The 15,607-nt window shown below is 53.6% G+C and carries 19 protein-coding genes and 1 other RNA gene; 9 read left to right on the top strand and 11 right to left on the bottom strand.

Translation table 11 applies throughout. From position 1 onward, the window contains the following. The first annotated feature begins 440 nt into the window (after positions 1–440). Positions 441–695, top strand: coding sequence for a type B 50S ribosomal protein L31 (locus C7433_RS17130; RefSeq protein ID WP_033738687.1), 255 nt, complete (start codon positions 441–443; stop codon positions 693–695). An 11-nt stretch (positions 696–706) separates the two neighbouring features. Further along, complete coding sequence (gene ykgO / locus C7433_RS17125; protein WP_006117931.1) at positions 707–847, top strand: type B 50S ribosomal protein L36; 141 nt, start codon at positions 707–709, stop codon at positions 845–847. A 57-nt stretch (positions 848–904) separates the two neighbouring features. Here ykgO and C7433_RS17120 read toward each other — a convergent pair whose 3' ends face one another. The 3 genes from C7433_RS17120 to C7433_RS17110 are packed head-to-tail and all read right to left on the bottom strand — an operon-like array spanning position 905 to position 3,300. After that, positions 905–1,783 (bottom strand): metal ABC transporter substrate-binding protein, encoded by an 879-nt coding sequence (locus tag C7433_RS17120; RefSeq protein WP_033738684.1) that lies wholly within the window; start codon positions 1,781–1,783, stop codon positions 905–907. Positions 1,784–1,795: 12 nt separating this feature from the next. Further along, complete coding sequence (locus C7433_RS17115; protein ID WP_006117933.1) at positions 1,796–2,635, bottom strand: metal ABC transporter permease; 840 nt, start codon at positions 2,633–2,635, stop codon at positions 1,796–1,798. Next, positions 2,632–3,300 carry a metal ABC transporter ATP-binding protein gene (locus tag C7433_RS17110; RefSeq protein ID WP_110268605.1) on the bottom strand — a complete coding sequence of 223 codons (669 nt, stop codon included), beginning with the start codon at positions 3,298–3,300 and terminating at the stop codon, positions 2,632–2,634. Before C7433_RS17110 ends, C7433_RS17115 begins: the two co-directional genes overlap by 4 nt. Positions 3,301–3,649: 349 nt before the next feature. On the opposite strand from C7433_RS17110, the gene C7433_RS17105 reads away from it, so the two are divergent. From C7433_RS17105 to C7433_RS17095, 3 genes are all read left to right on the top strand, one after another. Further along, positions 3,650–4,003: a hypothetical protein gene (locus tag C7433_RS17105; protein ID WP_033738682.1), complete on the top strand. Its 354-nt coding sequence runs from the start codon at positions 3,650–3,652 to the stop codon at positions 4,001–4,003. A 146-nt stretch (positions 4,004–4,149) separates the two neighbouring features. Beyond that, on the top strand, positions 4,150–4,527 hold the full coding sequence (tomB, locus tag C7433_RS17100; RefSeq protein WP_039338473.1) for an Hha toxicity modulator TomB: 378 nt from the start codon (positions 4,150–4,152) through the stop codon (positions 4,525–4,527). A 24-nt stretch (positions 4,528–4,551) separates the two neighbouring features. Next, positions 4,552–4,767, top strand: a complete 216-nt coding sequence (locus tag C7433_RS17095; RefSeq protein WP_006117940.1) for an HHA domain-containing protein — start codon at positions 4,552–4,554, stop codon at positions 4,765–4,767. 167 nt (positions 4,768–4,934) lie between these two features. Here the strand turns inward: C7433_RS17095 and ffs are convergent. Then, positions 4,935–5,031, bottom strand: an RNA gene (gene ffs / locus C7433_RS17090) — signal recognition particle sRNA small type. Between the two features lie 161 nt (positions 5,032–5,192). Here ffs and C7433_RS17085 point away from each other — a divergent pair. Beyond that, positions 5,193–5,507 carry an MGMT family protein gene (locus tag C7433_RS17085; RefSeq protein WP_033738677.1) on the top strand — a complete coding sequence of 105 codons (315 nt, stop codon included), beginning with the start codon at positions 5,193–5,195 and terminating at the stop codon, positions 5,505–5,507. 40 nt (positions 5,508–5,547) lie between these two features. Here C7433_RS17085 and C7433_RS17080 read toward each other — a convergent pair whose 3' ends face one another. After that, positions 5,548–6,105, bottom strand: coding sequence for a YbaY family lipoprotein (locus C7433_RS17080; protein ID WP_110268604.1), 558 nt, complete (start codon positions 6,103–6,105; stop codon positions 5,548–5,550). A 192-nt stretch (positions 6,106–6,297) separates the two neighbouring features. Between C7433_RS17080 and tesB the strand changes: the two genes are divergently transcribed. Continuing rightward, positions 6,298–7,161: an acyl-CoA thioesterase II gene (tesB, locus tag C7433_RS17075; RefSeq protein ID WP_110268603.1), complete on the top strand. Its 864-nt coding sequence runs from the start codon at positions 6,298–6,300 to the stop codon at positions 7,159–7,161. Positions 7,162–7,209: 48 nt separating this feature from the next. Here tesB and amtB read toward each other — a convergent pair whose 3' ends face one another. From amtB to C7433_RS17050, 5 genes are all read right to left on the bottom strand, one after another. Next, positions 7,210–8,496 (bottom strand): ammonium transporter AmtB, encoded by a 1,287-nt coding sequence (gene amtB / locus C7433_RS17070; protein ID WP_033738675.1) that lies wholly within the window; start codon positions 8,494–8,496, stop codon positions 7,210–7,212. Positions 8,497–8,529: 33 nt separating this feature from the next. Beyond that, positions 8,530–8,868 (bottom strand): P-II family nitrogen regulator, encoded by a 339-nt coding sequence (gene glnK / locus C7433_RS17065; protein ID WP_003850469.1) that lies wholly within the window; start codon positions 8,866–8,868, stop codon positions 8,530–8,532. A 257-nt stretch (positions 8,869–9,125) separates the two neighbouring features. Then, a complete protein-coding gene (locus C7433_RS17060; protein WP_110268602.1) occupies positions 9,126–10,901 on the bottom strand; it encodes a SmdB family multidrug efflux ABC transporter permease/ATP-binding protein in 1,776 nt (591 codons plus the stop codon). Then, positions 10,894–12,663, bottom strand: a complete 1,770-nt coding sequence (locus C7433_RS17055) for a SmdA family multidrug ABC transporter permease/ATP-binding protein (protein WP_033738672.1) — start codon at positions 12,661–12,663, stop codon at positions 10,894–10,896. The genes C7433_RS17060 and C7433_RS17055 overlap by 8 nt, the downstream gene beginning before the upstream one ends. Before the next feature lie 24 nt (positions 12,664–12,687). Further along, on the bottom strand, positions 12,688–13,149 hold the full coding sequence (locus tag C7433_RS17050) for an Lrp/AsnC family transcriptional regulator (protein WP_033738670.1): 462 nt from the start codon (positions 13,147–13,149) through the stop codon (positions 12,688–12,690). A gap of 116 nt (positions 13,150–13,265) precedes the next feature. Here C7433_RS17050 and C7433_RS17045 point away from each other — a divergent pair, with 116 nt between their 5' ends. Further along, positions 13,266–14,300, top strand: coding sequence for a PLP-dependent cysteine synthase family protein (locus tag C7433_RS17045; RefSeq protein ID WP_058708281.1), 1,035 nt, complete (start codon positions 13,266–13,268; stop codon positions 14,298–14,300). Positions 14,301–14,408: 108 nt separating this feature from the next. After that, entirely contained in the window at positions 14,409–15,104 is a 696-nt protein-coding gene (queC, locus tag C7433_RS17040; RefSeq protein WP_006117951.1) for a 7-cyano-7-deazaguanine synthase QueC, read from the top strand. Positions 15,105–15,140: 36 nt separating this feature from the next. On the opposite strand, the gene C7433_RS17035 is transcribed toward queC, so the two are convergent. Further along, the gene (locus C7433_RS17035; protein WP_006117953.1) at positions 15,141–15,545 is read right to left on the bottom strand and encodes a thioesterase family protein; all 405 of its coding nucleotides are present in this window, start codon (positions 15,543–15,545) and stop codon (positions 15,141–15,143) included. Positions 15,546–15,607 lie beyond the last annotated feature (62 nt).

The raw sequence follows: 15,607 nt of genomic DNA, 5'->3' as shown, positions 1-15,607 counted from the left end.
TCCTGTTCACTCGGGGTGAACGCTGCCTTCCTCACCCTCTTTTACATTCAGGTTGGTCACGCCCGGCGCGCTCCCGGATGACCTGACGAGTCACTTTGTTTCTTTTCGGTCTTAACCGGTTCACGCTGATTTCACACCCGCTTCTTTCTCTTGTCTCTGCCCGGCTTCTTACCCTCTCGTCAGACTGCGCTGACGTGTCACGCGGCTGACAAGCGTGTCTGAAGCCACTTTGTCTTTGTGGCAGCGCAAATCTGTTCTTTCCTGTCTGCCTGAAGCACGGTCTGCCCTGCGCCTGTTCTCAGTCAGCGACAGCGTGCTATCCGTTGCACGGTTTGCCCGCCATCGCCGCCCCGCTGTTTCCCCTGGGTTTTACAGGGTTGCATTCATATCGGCCACGGCGCATAATATTGTTATATTATAACATTACACTGGTGAGAAGTATGAAAGCGAATATTCATCCCTCCTATCGTGCCGTGGTGTTCCATGACACCTCGGCTGATGTCTTTTTCAAAATCGGTTCAACAATCAAAACCGACCGTACCGTTGAGTTTGAAGGCGAAACCCTGCCGTATGTGACGCTTGATGTCTCCTCGGCCTCTCATGTGTTTTACACCGGTAAGCAGAAAGACTTTGCCAAAGAAGGCAGTACCGCGCGCTTTAATCAGCGTTTTGGGCGTTTTCTGGGTCGGAAATAAGCGAGGGCAACATGCAGGTACTCAGCTCACTCCGTTGCGCAAAGCGTCGCCATCGGGATTGCAAAGTCGTTCGGCGTAAAGGCCGTATCTATGTCATCTGCAAAACGAATCCGCGCTTTAAAGCCGTGCAGGGAAGAAAGAAAAAACGTTGATGTGTCGTGAACCTTAGCCGGACTGTCTCTTTCGAGCCATTCCGGCTTTTTTTATGCTTAGCGCATGCTCTTGAGCATCACGTCAACGTTGTGTTTAAACGCGGCTTCATAGGTCGGCGCCGGTCCGGACGCGGTGGACAGCGCTTCCGGATAAAGCTCACCACCCGGCTTCGCGCCTGTCGCGCTGGCAATCTGTTTCACCAGACGGGGATCGGTCTGATTTTCCATAAAGTAGGTTTTGATATGCTCCTGCTTAAGTTGGGTGATCAAACTGGCTACATCGCTGGCGCTGGCTTCCGCTTCGGTGGAGAAACCAACCGGCGCAAGGAAAGTGACGCCATAGCGTTGCCCAAAGTAACCGAAAGCATCATGGCTGGTCAGCACCTTACGTTTTTGCTGCGGAATGGCGGCAAAAGAGGTTTTGGCCCAGGCGTCCAGCTTTTGCAGTTGCTGAATATACTTTTCGCCGCGCTGACGGATATCTTCAGCGTCCTGGGGATCGGCCTTGATTAACGCATTCATTACGTTTTTGGCATAAATGGTGCCGTTATACATGCTGTTCCACGCATGGGGATCGGTAATGGTTTTGCCATCCTCTTCCATCGTGCGGGTTTCAATCCCTGTCGAGGCCACTACGGGCTCCCCTTTATAACCTGAGGCCGTCACCAGACGGTTCATCCAGCCCTCCAGACCAAGTCCGCTGACAAACACCACATCGGCTTTTGCCAGCGCTTCGCTGTCCTGCGGCGTCGGTTCAAAAGTATGGGGATCGCCATTGGGCCCGACCAGGCTTTTAACATGAACATGATCGCCGCCAATTTGTTTGACGATATCGGCCAGCACGGTAAAACTCGCCACCGCATCGATCGTTTTCGCCATGGTGAAGGGGCTGACGACTAATGCACCGATTGCCAGACTAATGGGTAATATCTTCATCGCTACCTCTGATTAATGGCGGCGCAGAATGCCACCGCACGGCCCTGTTAAGATGGAGAGAAAAAACAACATTGCGGCACTCAACACCACCGCCGGTCCGGCCGGCAGTGAAAAGTGCCAGGAAAGGACTAACCCCGTAAATGCCGACAGGACAGCCATCAACATGGCCGCGCCCAGCATCAGTACCAGATGACGGCTCCAGAATCGCGCGCTGGCGGCAGGCAACATCATCAGCCCGACCGACATCAGCGTGCCCAGCACCTGAAAACCCGCCACCAGGTTAAGCACCACCAGCGTCAGGAAAATACCGTGCACCAGCGGTGCGCTCCATTTACCTTGCGCACGCAGAAAATCCGCATCAAAAGCGTCAATGACCAGAGGGCGATAGATCACCGCCAGCATCAAGAGGGTAAACGCGGCGATGCTGCCCACCACGATCAGGGCCGGGTTGTCCACCGCCAGCAATGAACCGAACAGGACGTGAAGCAGATCCACGCTGGAGCCACGCAGTGACACTAACGTCACGCCCAGCGCCAGCGAACCCAGATAGAAGCCGGCAAAACTCGCATCTTCTTTCAGTGGCGTATAACGGCTGACCGCACCGGACAATAACGCCACCGCCAGCCCCGCTATCAACCCACCCACGCCCATCGCAACAAGGGATAAGCCTGAGATTAAATAGCCAATGGCGGCACCGGGCAGTACGGCATGGGATAACGCATCACCGATCAGGCTCATACGCCGTAAGGAGAGAAAGACGCCCAGCGGGGTGGCACTGAATGCCAGGGCAATACAGGCCACCAGCGCCCTGCGCATAAAGCTGAATTCAATAAAAGGTTGAATAAGCGTCACGGGGCAATGCTCCGTAACGGCGTCATAGCAAACGCACTGCGCTGATGCGATCCCTCATCCATTGACAGCACATCCGTAAAATAACGTTCAACTAACGGACGGTCATGCAACACGACCAGCAGCGTCGTGCCCGCCTGCTGCTGCTGCTGCAGAATTGACATCAGTAACGCCACCGTTTTGCTGTCAATGCCGTTAAAAGGCTCATCCAGCAGCCACAAGCGACTACGTTGCAGCATGAGCCGGGCAAACAGGACACGCTGTAGCTGGCCGCCAGACAATGTCGCGGGCTGAGCTTCCGCATAATCACGCATCTGCACCGCATCCAGCGCGGCGTTTATCTCATTGCGCAGTGCCCGGTTAATGCCGCCAAACCAGCCACAGCGCGGCCAGCAGCCAATAGAAACCAGCTCAAACACGGTGAGCGGGAAACGCGTTTCCAGTTCGCTACGTTGCGGCAACCAGCCCACTTCACGGCGCGAGATCCGCACATCACACTGCCCGCTTACCGGGGGTAATAATCCGGCGATCGTCTTTATCAGGGTAGATTTACCGCTGCCGTTGGCACCGATTAAGGCGGTCATACTGCCCTGCGCCAGTTCTGTTGTCACAACGGGCGTGACCGCGCGTCCCTGATAACCTGCCTGCAAATGCCTGAACGTTATCACGGCTGCATTCCCCACCACATCGCCAGCGCCAGTACGGCGATTAACATCAATGCCACCAACAGCCGTCCACCGAGTGACATCAGCAGTCCACTTTGATTCATCACTACACCAAAAATGTTATAACATAACAACCATCATACCCGATGTTGTCCGCCCACTGGCACGGCAATGTGTTTCAAAAAATAAACCAGGGCACAAATTGCCCGTATAAGGCCCAATAAGAAGCAGCAGTGAATCAATCACTTGCTCAAATGAGAGCATCACAGCGCAATATTGCTGAAGAGGGGGACTTGCAAAGCGACAAAAGAACATCAATGATGGGTCTGAAGACATTTATTATGAGTACGCTATGTCAGTAAGCATTGAATGTGATGTTGCGCAGAATGAAACGGATTGCGTAAAATTAGCTACAATCATTGAACGGAATATTCTCAAAATAACAGAATCTCTGGTTGGCGATTTGCAATGGTATTCCGCAAACGCTCAGTTAGTACCAGACAGTTTAAAAGTTATTGATGTTCAGATGACCGGACCGAATAGATTTAAGTTACTTTACGATTTCCAGTGGAATTTATTTAATCCTTGTCTGGATTTAAATGAAACCATTACGCAAAATGAACAAGTCAGTTTTCATATCGGCCCTGCCGCGCTTGTGTTTGAGCCCATTGAGAATCACCGTCCCTCACCCGGAGATGAATTGTAATATTTAGTAATGGAGGTGAGCAGAACTAATGATTTTACACTATCCTTAATGCAGTCCGTTAATTATAAGCCCAACCACCACTTCCTGGCCGCTTCACCGAACCTGGCCGCATTGCGGTAACTTTGCTAGCTACGGAGGGGAAAAAGATGGACGAATACTCACCGAAACGGCATGATATTGCCCAGCTTAAATACGTGTGTGAGAGTTTGTTTGACGCCAGTATGGCAACATTAACCGACAGCCATCATGGCTGGGTAAATGACCCTACTGCCGATGGTAATTTACAGCTGAACGATCTGATAGAGCATATCGCCTCTTTCACCATGAATTACAAAATTAAGCATGCAGAAGACGAAGCGCTGATTACCCAAATCGATGAATATCTTGATGATACTTTTATGCTATTTAGCAACTATAGCGTTAACACTCAGGATCTGCAGCGCTGGCAACGTTCAGCAAAACGTTTATTTAATCTGTTTCAAGAAGAGTGCGCTTATCTTCAACAGCCAAGCCATTCATTATAGTACTGATGTGAGAACGGTTTATTTATGAACAAAACCCTGACTAAAACTGATTATTTGATGCGACTGAGACGTTGTCGGTCAATTGACACGCTCGAAAGAGTGATTGAGAAAAATAAGTATGAATTGTCCGATGATGAATTAGCCGTATTTTACTCCGCAGCCGATCACCGCCTGGCTGAACTGACGATGAACAAACTGTATGACAAAGTCCCCGTGTCAGTATGGAAATTTGTACGCTAAGTTAATTTTTGCGTTACGTTTAATCTGATTTAACCCGCCCGTTTCTGTTCGACTCGCCTGCCGGCAATGGATCGGCCCAGGCGAGCTTTGCCTGCCTGCGAAGAAAGAGGCGTGTCAAAAAAAGCGAGTGACAAGAGAGGAATCGGGTGGAGACAAAATGGTGGAGGCCCTGCCAGCTACATCCCGGCACACGCGTCACCTGCTGCGGCTGCTTCCTTCCGGACCTGACCGAGTTCACAAGCTAGCATTGCGGGAGAACCAACAGGGCCCCCATTGACAAGCCCTCATATCGAGAGCGCAGGCATTATCGGGGAAGCCTATGGCAATTGCAAGCCTGGCACGGATGACCGTTGGTTTCTTGTACGATCCCTGTAAATTACCCCCTTTATGTTAGCATTATGGTTCTTTTACTGGCAGGTAAGCCTATGGACTCAACCACTGACGGCTTTAAACAACGTATCTGGCAAATTGTGGCCGCCATTCCGCCCGGCAAGGTTACCACCTATGGCGATGTGGCATTACTGGCAGGCTCGCCCCGTGCGGCGCGCCAGGTGGGCGGCGTTCTGAGCCGCTTACCGGAAGGCAGTACGCTTCCCTGGCATCGGGTGATTAATCGTCACGGTACGCTTTCGCTCCAGGGCGAACGTTTTTTTCGTCAGCGTGAAGCGCTGGAAGCGGAAGGCGTGGAAGTTACGGAGGCAGGTCAGATCGATCTGGCTAAGTTTCGCTGGCAGTTTTAATACTGCAGGGCGGCACAGCACGCCGCCCTGCCTCAGAGCCTTACATCTTTGTCGGTGCCGGCACGGCGGCGGACGGCGTAACCTGCGTGGGCGATGTCGGTGGCACAGTGGTGACGGCGCCAGGCTGAGTCTTCATCGGTACAGAAGGCACGGGCACTAACACCAGATCGGCTTTGGTGCCGCCCTGATTCACGACCGGTTTCACTTCTTCCGTAACGAAGGCCAGCTTGCCATTAACCGTAATTGCTGCGCTCAACAAAATGCGTGCATTTGGCTGAACATCCGCTGGGTTAAACGGCAGTATGAAATGGAACGGCGCCTGTTTCCCGTCGGTGCGAACCACGCGCTGTGCCAACACTTTGGACGGTGCATCTGCCACCGATGCATCAGACAGGGTCACTGTCAGGGCTGCATCAGGCGGTAACGCGATACGCTGACGAATATAAACCGCCCCGCTTACATTAGGCTGAGCGATGGTCGCCGTTTGTCCTGCGACCGCAGAGCCCAATGTCGGTGTCGGTACTGGTTTTCCTTTATGGGCACAACCTGCGAGAGCCATGGCCATCGCGACGCCACTTAACACATGCCAGAATTTCATCGATGTCGTCTCCTTTTGATCAGAATGATTTTTAGCAGTGAATCTTTATTACAGCGTTTCACTCGCCGTATAGCTTTAATGTTGGCACAAAATCAAAAGTTTGCCTGGTTGGATGAAAGTCCAAAAGTGTGGTTGACGGAAACTGGTCGGATCTTTCACACTTAACAAAATACATTTTCTCAGGATAGCGCCATGAGTCAGGCACTCGAAAATCTGCTTAATCTTATTCATCTGGAAAAACTCGACGAGGGGTTATTTCGCGGCCAGAGCGAAGATTTGGGCCTGCGTCAGGTATTTGGCGGTCAGGTCGTTGGACAGGCTCTCTTTGCGGCCAAACAGACCGTTCCCGAGGATCGGGGCGTTCACTCCTTTCACAGCTATTTTCTTCGCCCCGGCGACAGCCAAAAGGCGATTATTTACGATGTTGAAAGTCTGCGCGACGGCAAAAGTTTCAGCGCGCGCCGCGTCAGTGCCATCCAAAATGGTCAGCCGATCTTTTATATGACGGCATCCTTCCAGTCTCCGGAAAGCGGGTTTGAACATCAAAAACCGATGCCGCAGGTTAAAGGACCGGAAAACCTGGCCAATGAGCAGCAAATGGCGCAAAAAATGGCGCATATGCTGCCGGAAAAATTACGCGAAAAATTTGTCGCTGAACGCCCGCTGGAAATCCGCCCGGTACAGATCCACAACCCGTTAAGAGGCCATGTCGATAAACCGCAGCGTCAGGCGTGGATTCGGGCCAATGGCACCCTGCCCGACGATGTGCGTATCCATCAGTATCTCCTTGGCTATGCGTCCGATCTCAACTTTCTGCCTGTGGCCTTACAACCGCATGGTAAAGGTTTTCTTGAAGCCGATATGCAGGTGGCGACCATTGATCACTCTATGTGGTTCCATCGGCCACTGAACTTCAATGACTGGCTGCTTTACAGCGTTGAAAGCACCTCAGCATCGGGTGCACGCGGCTTTGTTCGCGGGGAGTTTTACAATCAACAGGGTGAGCTGGTCGCGTCTACTGTGCAGGAAGGCGTTATGCGTCAGCGCAGCGAATAGCAAAAAGGGGCGAATCATCGCCCCTTTTTATTTATTCAGACTGACAAGTTACTGGTTGTAAGCGTTCTCGCCATGGCTGTTGACGTCCAGACCTTCGCGCTCCTGCTCTTCCGGTACGCGCAGACCGACGATCATATCGGCCAGTTTAAAGCCAATAAAGGCAACGACGGCAGACCAGACAATGGTAACGCCCACGCTCAGCAACTGAATCGCAACCTGATGGCCCATGGTCACGCCAGGCGCATAACCCACGCCGCCCAGTGAAGATGAAGCAAACACGCCAGTCAGGATACAACCGATGATGCCACAGACACCGTGGACACCGAACACATCGCAGGGATCGTCAACGCGCAGCCATTTTTTCAGCGTTGTCACGCCCCAGATACCTGCCAGACCACCCACGATACCGATGATCAGCGCGCCGCCAACACCGACATAACCACAAGCCGGCGTGATGGCAACCAGACCAGCAATAAAGCCAGAACAGGCACCTAACAAAGACGGTTTACCACGCAGCGCCCACTCGCCAAAAGTCCAGGCCAGCACCGCACCCGCCGTCGCAACCACGGTATTCAGGAAGGCCAGAGCAGCAATCTCATTCGCAGCGGAAGCTGAACCGGCGTTAAAACCAAACCAGCCAACATACAGAATCGCAGTACCGGTGAATACCATCGGCAGGTTGTGTGGTTTGAATGCTTCTTTGCCAAAACCGGCACGTTTGCCCACCAGGTAAGCACCAACCAGACCGGCTACCGCAGCGTTAATGTGCACCACCGTGCCGCCCGCGAAGTCCAGTGCGCCATCCTGAGCCAGTAAGCCGCCCGCCCAGACCATATGCGCAATGGGAAGATAAGCCAGGGTCAGCCAGACACCGACAAAAATCAGCACCGCGGAGAAACGGATACGTTCCGCCAGCGCACCGACGACCAGACCGACCGTGATACAGGCAAAGGATGCCTGGAACGCGACGTGAATATATTGATAAAAGGTGCCCATGACGGCGGTCAGTGCAATGTTTTTCAGCATGGCCCAGTTGAAGCTGCCAAAGAAAGCATTGCCTTCGCTGAAGGCCAGTGAGTAGCCATAAACCACCCACAGTACGCACACCAGCGAGAAGGTCACCGCAACCTGTGTGAGCATCGACAGCACGTTTTTACTGCGGATCAGGCCGCCGTAAAACAGTGCAATCCCAGGAATTGACATAAACAGCACCAGTGCGGTGCAAATCATCATAAAGGCGTTGTCGGCTTTGTCCGCTACGGCAGGTGCCGCCATCGCCAGCGACGGTAACAGTGCCAGGCTGGTCAGGCCCAACTTGGTCAGCATTTTATTCATTTTTTTCCATCCCATCACATTACTGAGTCTTGTTTACAGTGCGGCTTCGTCGGTTTCGCCGGTACGTATGCGAATCACGCGCTGCAGTTCAGCAACGAAAATCTTGCCGTCGCCAATTTTTCCGGTGTAAGCCGCTTTACTGATTACGTCCACTACTTCGTCCAGTTGGTCATCGGCAATGGCGATATCAATTTTTACTTTCGGCAGAAAATTTACGCTGTATTCCGCCCCGCGATAGAGTTCAGCATGTCCTTTCTGACGCCCAAAACCTTTAACTTCGGAGACGGTCAGTCCCTGAATACCAATTGAAGACAATGCTTCTCGCACATCTTCCAGCTTGAACGGCTTAATCACGACGGTAACCAGCTTCATAGCCTCTCCTTAAGGATTAAAATAGGTCGGTCTCATGGACACGGAGAGACTTAAGCAAAGCCTGTGCCAGATATAATCAGTGGGCAAAATCACTTTTCAGGCTGCGATGGAATCAGGGTTAGGAAACGCAGAATAAATAAGCAGGGCGCAGTGATGGGATGACTAAGCGAAGCGGATGCACGCTTTTGGTGCTGTTAAGCACAAAGACGTGCATCCAAACGGGTCAACAAGGAAAAAATGCGCAAAAAAGGTGCAGATCATCCGGCACTGGTCAGCACCTCATCCGATTCGAGCTGATCACCTGCCTGCTGCAACTGGTACATTTGCCAGTAACGGCCCTGCAAGGCCAGCAGCTGCTGATGATTCCCCTGCTCGACAACACGGCCACGGTGCAAAACCAGAATCGTATCGGCCTCGGTGATAGTGGAAAGGCGGTGAGCAATCACTACCAGGGTCGTATATTGACGTAAGGTGCGCAGCGTGTGTTGGATCGCCTGCTCCGTGCCGGAGTCAATATTCGCGGTAGCTTCATCCAGTATTAAAATCTGCGGCAGTTGCACCAGCACCCGAGCCAGGGCCAGTAACTGTTTCTGCCCTACCGAGAGATTATTACCCTGCTCTCCCAGTCGGGTATGGATACCGTCAGGCAAGGCGCGCGCCAGCGGGGCCAGCTGTACCTGTTCAAGTACTGACCAGACCGCCTCTTCACTGATATCCCGACCCAGCCGTACATTCGCTAACAGCGTGTCGGCCAGCACCACCGGATCCTGCTGTACCATCGCGATACCGCGACGCAGTGCCTCATGGGAATACTGGTTAAGCGGACGATCGTCCAGGCGCACCTCGCCGCGCGTGGCGGGGTAATAGCCCATCAGCAAATTTGCCAGTGTGCTCTTGCCGCTGCCGGTATGTCCCACCAGGGCGACAAAGCCCCGCGAAGGCACGTCGAGATCAATATTACTCAGCACCTCACGATCGTCCCGGTAGGCAAAGCTCAGGTTCTCCAGCGTAATGCGCCCCGATTGCAGAGGCCGATCGTCATGACCGTAATGCTGCTGTGGCGCATCCATGAGTTCAAAAATACGTTCGCCCGCCACGACCGCCTGTTGCAGCATCGACTGCTGGGTGGTCAGTTCGATCAGCGGTTCATTGAGGCGCCCCAGATAGGTAATAAAGGCGTAAAGTACCCCAACTTCAAACACACCCGGCACCGAAAAGCTGAACAGCAGCAGTAATCCGCAGAGTATCAGCGCGGAGAACAGGCTCAGCAGCGGTCGTAGCAGGAAACCATCCAGCCTGAGCGTTTCCATGCGCGCCAGATAATGTGAACGGCTGGCCTCCAGCATGCGTTCACCAAAGCGCGCCTGCTGGCGAAACTGTTGTATCACGCTCATTCCGCTGATGACTTCATTGAAGCCATTATTAATGTCTGCCAGGTAGCTGCGTACACGACGGGCTATCGGCGTGCTGTAGCGCTGATAAATCAGCATCACAATGAGCACCATCGGGAAAATTAACATCGCCACCAGCGCCATGCGCCAGTCCAGACTAAACATCGCCACCATCATGGCACCGACCAGCGCGGCGCTACGCAGCACCGTTGCCACCACCGTGACGTACAGATCCCGAACGACTTCGGTATCATTCGTGACCCGGGAAATAATTTGCCCGACCGGCTGCGTATCAAAGGCGCCGAGCGGCTGGCGCAGTGCCGCATTCATGGCGTCGGTGCGCAGGCGCTGTACCACGCCAATGGCGGCCCGGTTAAACAGTAAGGCCTGCCAGTAATGCAAAGCGGCAGCCAGAAGCTGCAACAGGATAAAACTTACGACCAGTCCCGCCACCGTGCCCCACGGCATCTGATGCTTTGCGACCAGATTATCAATAAAATAGCTCACCAGAACCGGACCGGTCACTTCTGCCGCGGCCGCAATCCACAGCATTAACACCGCCAGAGACAATGACTTGCGCCACGGGCTGCCATAACTGAGCAGGCGTTTGAGCGTTGGCCACATACGTTGTGATTTAGCCATGTGCCACCTCTTCTTCCCTCTCATCGTCGTCCAGTGCCGCTTCCAGCTGTTGGTAACGGTACATATCGCGATACCAGCCAGGCATATTCGCCAGCCCGGCATGATCGCCACGTTGTGCCACCGTGCCTTTTTGCAGCACCAGAATTTCGCTGGCCTCTGTCAGCGCCGACAAACGATGCGCACTGATAATGATCGTTCGCCCTCTGCCCCACTGCCGCAGATTATGCAGGATGTCGTGTTCAGTGCGACCATCAACCGCCGAGAGTGCATCATCAAGCACCAGAATTTCCGCATTCATCAGCAAGGCACGGGCGATGGAAATACGTTGTTTTTGACCACCCGACAGCATGACGCCGCGCTCGCCCACCTCGGTTTCATAGCCCTGCGGCAGACGCAGAATATCCTCGTGCACGCAGGCCATTTTCGCCGCCTGCTCAATCTCGTCCTGCGTGGCGTTGGGCTTACCCAACGCAATATTACGGGCCACACTGTCCGAGAACAGGAACGGAGTTTGGCTCACCACGGCCAGGCGACTGCGCCAGCTGTCCAGACGCAGCGACGGCAGCGGGATGGCATGGTAGCGAATATCACCTTGCTGAATGTCGAAATGACGCTGAATCAGACTCAGTAACGTGGTTTTACCACTGCCGGTCGGGCCACACAGCCCCAGCATATCGCCCGGTTTTAACTGGAACGTGACATTGCTTAATACCGCACCGGCACTGGCGGGATAATGAAACTCGCGGATAGCTACCTGCAGCGTTCCCGCTGGCTCAGGCAAGGTGTGATCACCGTCTTCCACCACTGGCGCTTCGGATAATAATGCGCGGATGCGGCTCCAGGCTGCGCTGCCACGTTCAACGATGTTAAACATCCATGCCAGCGCCAGCATCGGCCAAATCATCAGGCCAAGATACATTACAAAGCTGGTGAGCTGGCCCAGCGTCATGTCTCCGTGCCACACCAGCCAGCTTCCGCCGCCTATCGCCAGCAGGTTGGCAAAACCAATGGCAATATAGATGGTGGGATCGAAACGCGCATCCACCCGGGCGACGCGCAGATTTTTTTCGCCGGTATCGCGTGCAATATCGGCAAATTGCTGGGACTGATGCTGCTCAAGTCCAAATGCTTTGATCATACGGATACTGGTCAGGCTCTCCTGCGTTTGATCGTTCAGGCTGGAAAAGGCGGCCTGAGCCAGTTTGAAACGGTTATGGAGTTGCTCGCCATAGCGGTGAATTACCAGTGCCATAAACGGCATCGGAATAAGCGAAATCAGCGTTAACTGCCAGCTGATTTGGGTACTCATGGCAATCAGCACAACACATCCCATCACCAGCGAATCCACCAGCGTGAGCACGCCTTCCCCGGCAGCAAAAACCACGCGATCCACATCGTTCGTGGCACGGGCAATGAGATCGCCGGTGCGATGGCGCAGGTAAAAGGCGGGCTGCTGTCGGCTGAGCTGACGGTAAAAGTCCTCGCGTAATTCGACGGCGAGTTGATAGGACGCGCCAAACAACAGCACGCGCCAGACATAACGCAGCAGATAAACCACGACGGCAGTCAGCAGCATCACCCCAATCCACATCATAATGCGGCTGGCGCTCATGCTGTGATGCGTTACGCCGTCAACCACCACGCCAACCACCCACGGCGGCAGAAGTTGCAGCACGGCAATGATGATTAATAAAGTGACGGCGCCCAGATAACGCCGCCACTCACGGATAAAATACCAACTTAACTGGCTGAATAATCGCACAAGGCAGCTCTCAATCTCAGGTAATCAGGGGGCAACCGGCAGGGCTGTAGTGTATTTGATCTCTTCCATCGCAAAGCTGGAGGTCACATCGATCAGGCCTGTTACACCATTAACTAAACGCTTATAGAAGGCATCATAACTTTTCATGTCGGCAACCTGAATACGCAGCAGATAATCATACTCCCCGGCCATGCGATAGAAGCCCATCACTTCAGGCATGCTTTGCACTACCGACACAAATTCCTGATACCAGTCTTTGCTGTGCTGGGTGGTTTTCACAAACATAAAGGCGGTAAGTGACAGGCCGAGTTTTTCATTATCAAGTAGGGCAACGCGTGCGCGGATGAAGCCATCTTCTTCCAGCTTTTTCAGGCGCTTCCAGCAGGGCGTGGTGGTGAGGTTAACCGCATCCGCCAGTACCTGGAGCGAAACTGTGCAATCCTGCTGCAGCATCGCCAGCAGTTTAAGGTCGATTTTATCTAACATGCGCACTCCGGTAGAAATTTTTTCTCCATTACGCCGATCTTACTGCAAAAGCTGCAAGCTCTTTTTCCTGCACGTGCCTTAAAATAGGGGCTTTCACCCGGTCGGAAATAACCCTTATGTCTTCATGCTGGATACGCCACGCGATAAACGAAATCAATGCTGACTTTCAACGCTCTGCGGATACGCATCTGATCCGCTTTGCATTGCCCGATTTCCCGGGAATCGGGTTCTATCTGAAAGACGAAAGTACGCATCCCAGCGGCAGCCTGAAACACCGTCTGGCGCGGTCATTGTTTCTTTATGCTCTCGCTAATGGCTGGATCAAACAGGGTACGCCCGTGATTGAAGCGTCATCGGGCAGCACCGCCGTTTCAGAGGCGTATTTTGCCCGCCTGCTGGGCCTGCCCTTTATCGCCGTGATGCCAGCCAGTACGGCCCGACGTAAAATCGAACAAATCACGTTCTATGGCGGCCAGTGTCATTTTGTGAGCGATCCCTGTCAGCTTTATGCCGAATCAGAACGGCTGGCGCGGGAACTGAATGGCCACTTCATGGATCAGTTCACCTATGCAGAGCGGGCAACTGACTGGCGCGGCAATAACAATATTGCCGAGAGTATTTTCCGCCAGATGGCGAATGAGCCTTTTCCTGTTCCTCATACGCTGATTATGAGTGCGGGAACCGGGGGGACCTCCGCTACGCTTGGCCGCTACATTCGCTATCAGGGATGCGATACCCGTTTGCTGGTTGTTGATCCAGAGCATTCCGTGTTTTACGACTACTGGCGAAACCGTGATGCCTCGCTCACCGGTCAGCGCGGCAGCATGATTGAAGGCATTGGACGTCCGCGCGTGGAGCCGTCGTTTATGCCCGACGTTATTGATGAAATGATCAAAGTCCCGGATGCAGCCTCGATTGCCGCCATGCTTAAGCTGGAAACCCTGCTGGGGCGTAAACCGGGCCCGTCTACCGGCACAAACTTCTGGGGCATGATGCAGGTGGCCAAACGCCTGCGCGACAATAACCAACAGGGTTCACTGGTTACCCTGCTGTGCGACAGCGGCGAGCGCTATCCTGACACTTACTACCAGCCTGACTGGGTCGCACAACATATTGGTGATATCACGCCCTGGCAGCGCGAACTGGAATAATATTTCACCCCGCCAGGCAGATATAACCTGATGTGATCGCCGCCTGCAGCTGTTCAGCGGCGCACTCAGGTATTACCATAAGCGCAAATGTTTAAACTGGGATATCTCATGAAACGCGCTGTTGTGGTGTTTAGCGGTGGGCAAGACTCCACCACCTGTCTGGTTCAGGCTTTGCAACGTTATGATGAAGTGCACTGTGTGACCTTTGATTACGGTCAGCGTCATCGTGAAGAGATTGACGTTGCCCGCGACCTGGCCCTGAAGCTGGGTGCCCGTGCTCATAAAGTGCTGGATGTGACGATGCTGAATGCGCTGGCGGTGAGCAGCCTGACGCGTGACAGCATCCCGGTGCCATCGTATGACCCGACTGCAACCGGCCTGCCCAGCACCTTTGTCCCCGGCCGCAATATCCTGTTTCTGACCCTGGCATCAGTTTATGCCTATCAGGTTGAAGCGGAAGCGGTCATCACAGGCGTTTGCGAGACCGACTTCTCGGGCTACCCCGACTGCCGCGATGAGTTTGTCAAGGCGCTCAACCATGCCGTCAGCCTGGGCATGGCGCGTAACATTCGTTTTGAAACACCGCTGATGTGGCTTAATAAAGCCGAAACCTGGGCGCTGGCCGATTACTGGCAGCAGCTCACCTTAATCCGCGAAGACACCCTCACCTGCTACAACGGCATTAAAGGCGATGGTTGCGGCGACTGTGCCGCCTGCCATCTGCGGGCCAATGGCCTGAAGGCCTATCAGCAGGATCGCGCTGGCATTATGGCCGCCATGAAGGCCAAAACCGGTCTGGAATAATACTTTTGCGGCGACGATGGCGTGTCGCCGCCTCAATCAGGCCGGCTTCATTAATCTTTCCAGTCGCTGCCGCAGTTCTCCTTCGAGCGGAACGGCTTTTTGCGTGCGAAGATCAATGCACACAAACGTCAGTGCAGCATCCGCGACCACCGTTTCACTGCCCGCTAACAAAATGTGTTGAGTGATGATGCCACTTTTCCCATTGAGTTGCTTAATATCACTGCTGACCTCCAGTACGTCGCCCAATACGGCCGGGCGACGATAATTGATATTGATGTTTACCACCACAAAAGCCAGTTTTTGCTCAAGCAGCCAGGTAAAAGCCTCTGCTTCTTCCAGCCATTGCCAGCGCGCTTCCTCTAAAAACTCCAGATAACGCGCATTGTTAACATGCTGGTAAACATCCAGATGGTAGCCGCGCACTTTTATCGTGGTCTGCATGATCCTTCTCCTGCTGCTTATTGACTGGTTGGACCTGTTCACTCTAGCAGAGTCCCGCCCTG

This window comes from Pantoea sp. PNA 03-3, from assembly GCF_003201175.1.
Lineage (GTDB): Bacteria > Pseudomonadota > Gammaproteobacteria > Enterobacterales > Enterobacteriaceae > Pantoea > Pantoea stewartii.
The sequence above is the reverse complement of the archived record's forward strand: the minus strand, read 5'-3'. Positions and strand labels throughout refer to the sequence as shown.

Bases quoted from the DNA above. Each gene is read 5' to 3' on its own strand.
- ykgO (WP_006117931.1), top strand. From the start codon at position 707: ATGCAGGTACTCAGCTCACTCCGTTGCGCAAAGCGTCGCCATCGGGAT.
- C7433_RS17035 (WP_006117953.1), bottom strand. From the start codon at position 15,545: ATGCAGACCACGATAAAAGTGCGCGGCTACCATCTGGATGTTTACCAG.
- C7433_RS17085 (WP_033738677.1), top strand. From the start codon at position 5,193: ATGGACTCAACCACTGACGGCTTTAAACAACGTATCTGGCAAATTGTG.
- tomB (WP_039338473.1), top strand. From the start codon at position 4,150: ATGGACGAATACTCACCGAAACGGCATGATATTGCCCAGCTTAAATAC.
- C7433_RS17120 (WP_033738684.1), bottom strand. From the start codon at position 1,783: ATGAAGATATTACCCATTAGTCTGGCAATCGGTGCATTAGTCGTCAGC.
- C7433_RS17080 (WP_110268604.1), bottom strand. From the start codon at position 6,105: ATGAAATTCTGGCATGTGTTAAGTGGCGTCGCGATGGCCATGGCTCTC.
- C7433_RS17130 (WP_033738687.1), top strand. From the start codon at position 441: ATGAAAGCGAATATTCATCCCTCCTATCGTGCCGTGGTGTTCCATGAC.
- glnK (WP_003850469.1), bottom strand. From the start codon at position 8,868: ATGAAGCTGGTTACCGTCGTGATTAAGCCGTTCAAGCTGGAAGATGTG.
- C7433_RS17050 (WP_033738670.1), bottom strand. From the start codon at position 13,149: ATGTTAGATAAAATCGACCTTAAACTGCTGGCGATGCTGCAGCAGGAT.
- queC (WP_006117951.1), top strand. From the start codon at position 14,409: ATGAAACGCGCTGTTGTGGTGTTTAGCGGTGGGCAAGACTCCACCACC.
- C7433_RS17060 (WP_110268602.1), bottom strand. From the start codon at position 10,901: ATGGCTAAATCACAACGTATGTGGCCAACGCTCAAACGCCTGCTCAGT.
- tesB (WP_110268603.1), top strand. From the start codon at position 6,298: ATGAGTCAGGCACTCGAAAATCTGCTTAATCTTATTCATCTGGAAAAA.
- C7433_RS17105 (WP_033738682.1), top strand. From the start codon at position 3,650: ATGTCAGTAAGCATTGAATGTGATGTTGCGCAGAATGAAACGGATTGC.
- amtB (WP_033738675.1), bottom strand. From the start codon at position 8,496: ATGAATAAAATGCTGACCAAGTTGGGCCTGACCAGCCTGGCACTGTTA.
- C7433_RS17095 (WP_006117940.1), top strand. From the start codon at position 4,552: ATGAACAAAACCCTGACTAAAACTGATTATTTGATGCGACTGAGACGT.
- C7433_RS17045 (WP_058708281.1), top strand. From the start codon at position 13,266: ATGTCTTCATGCTGGATACGCCACGCGATAAACGAAATCAATGCTGAC.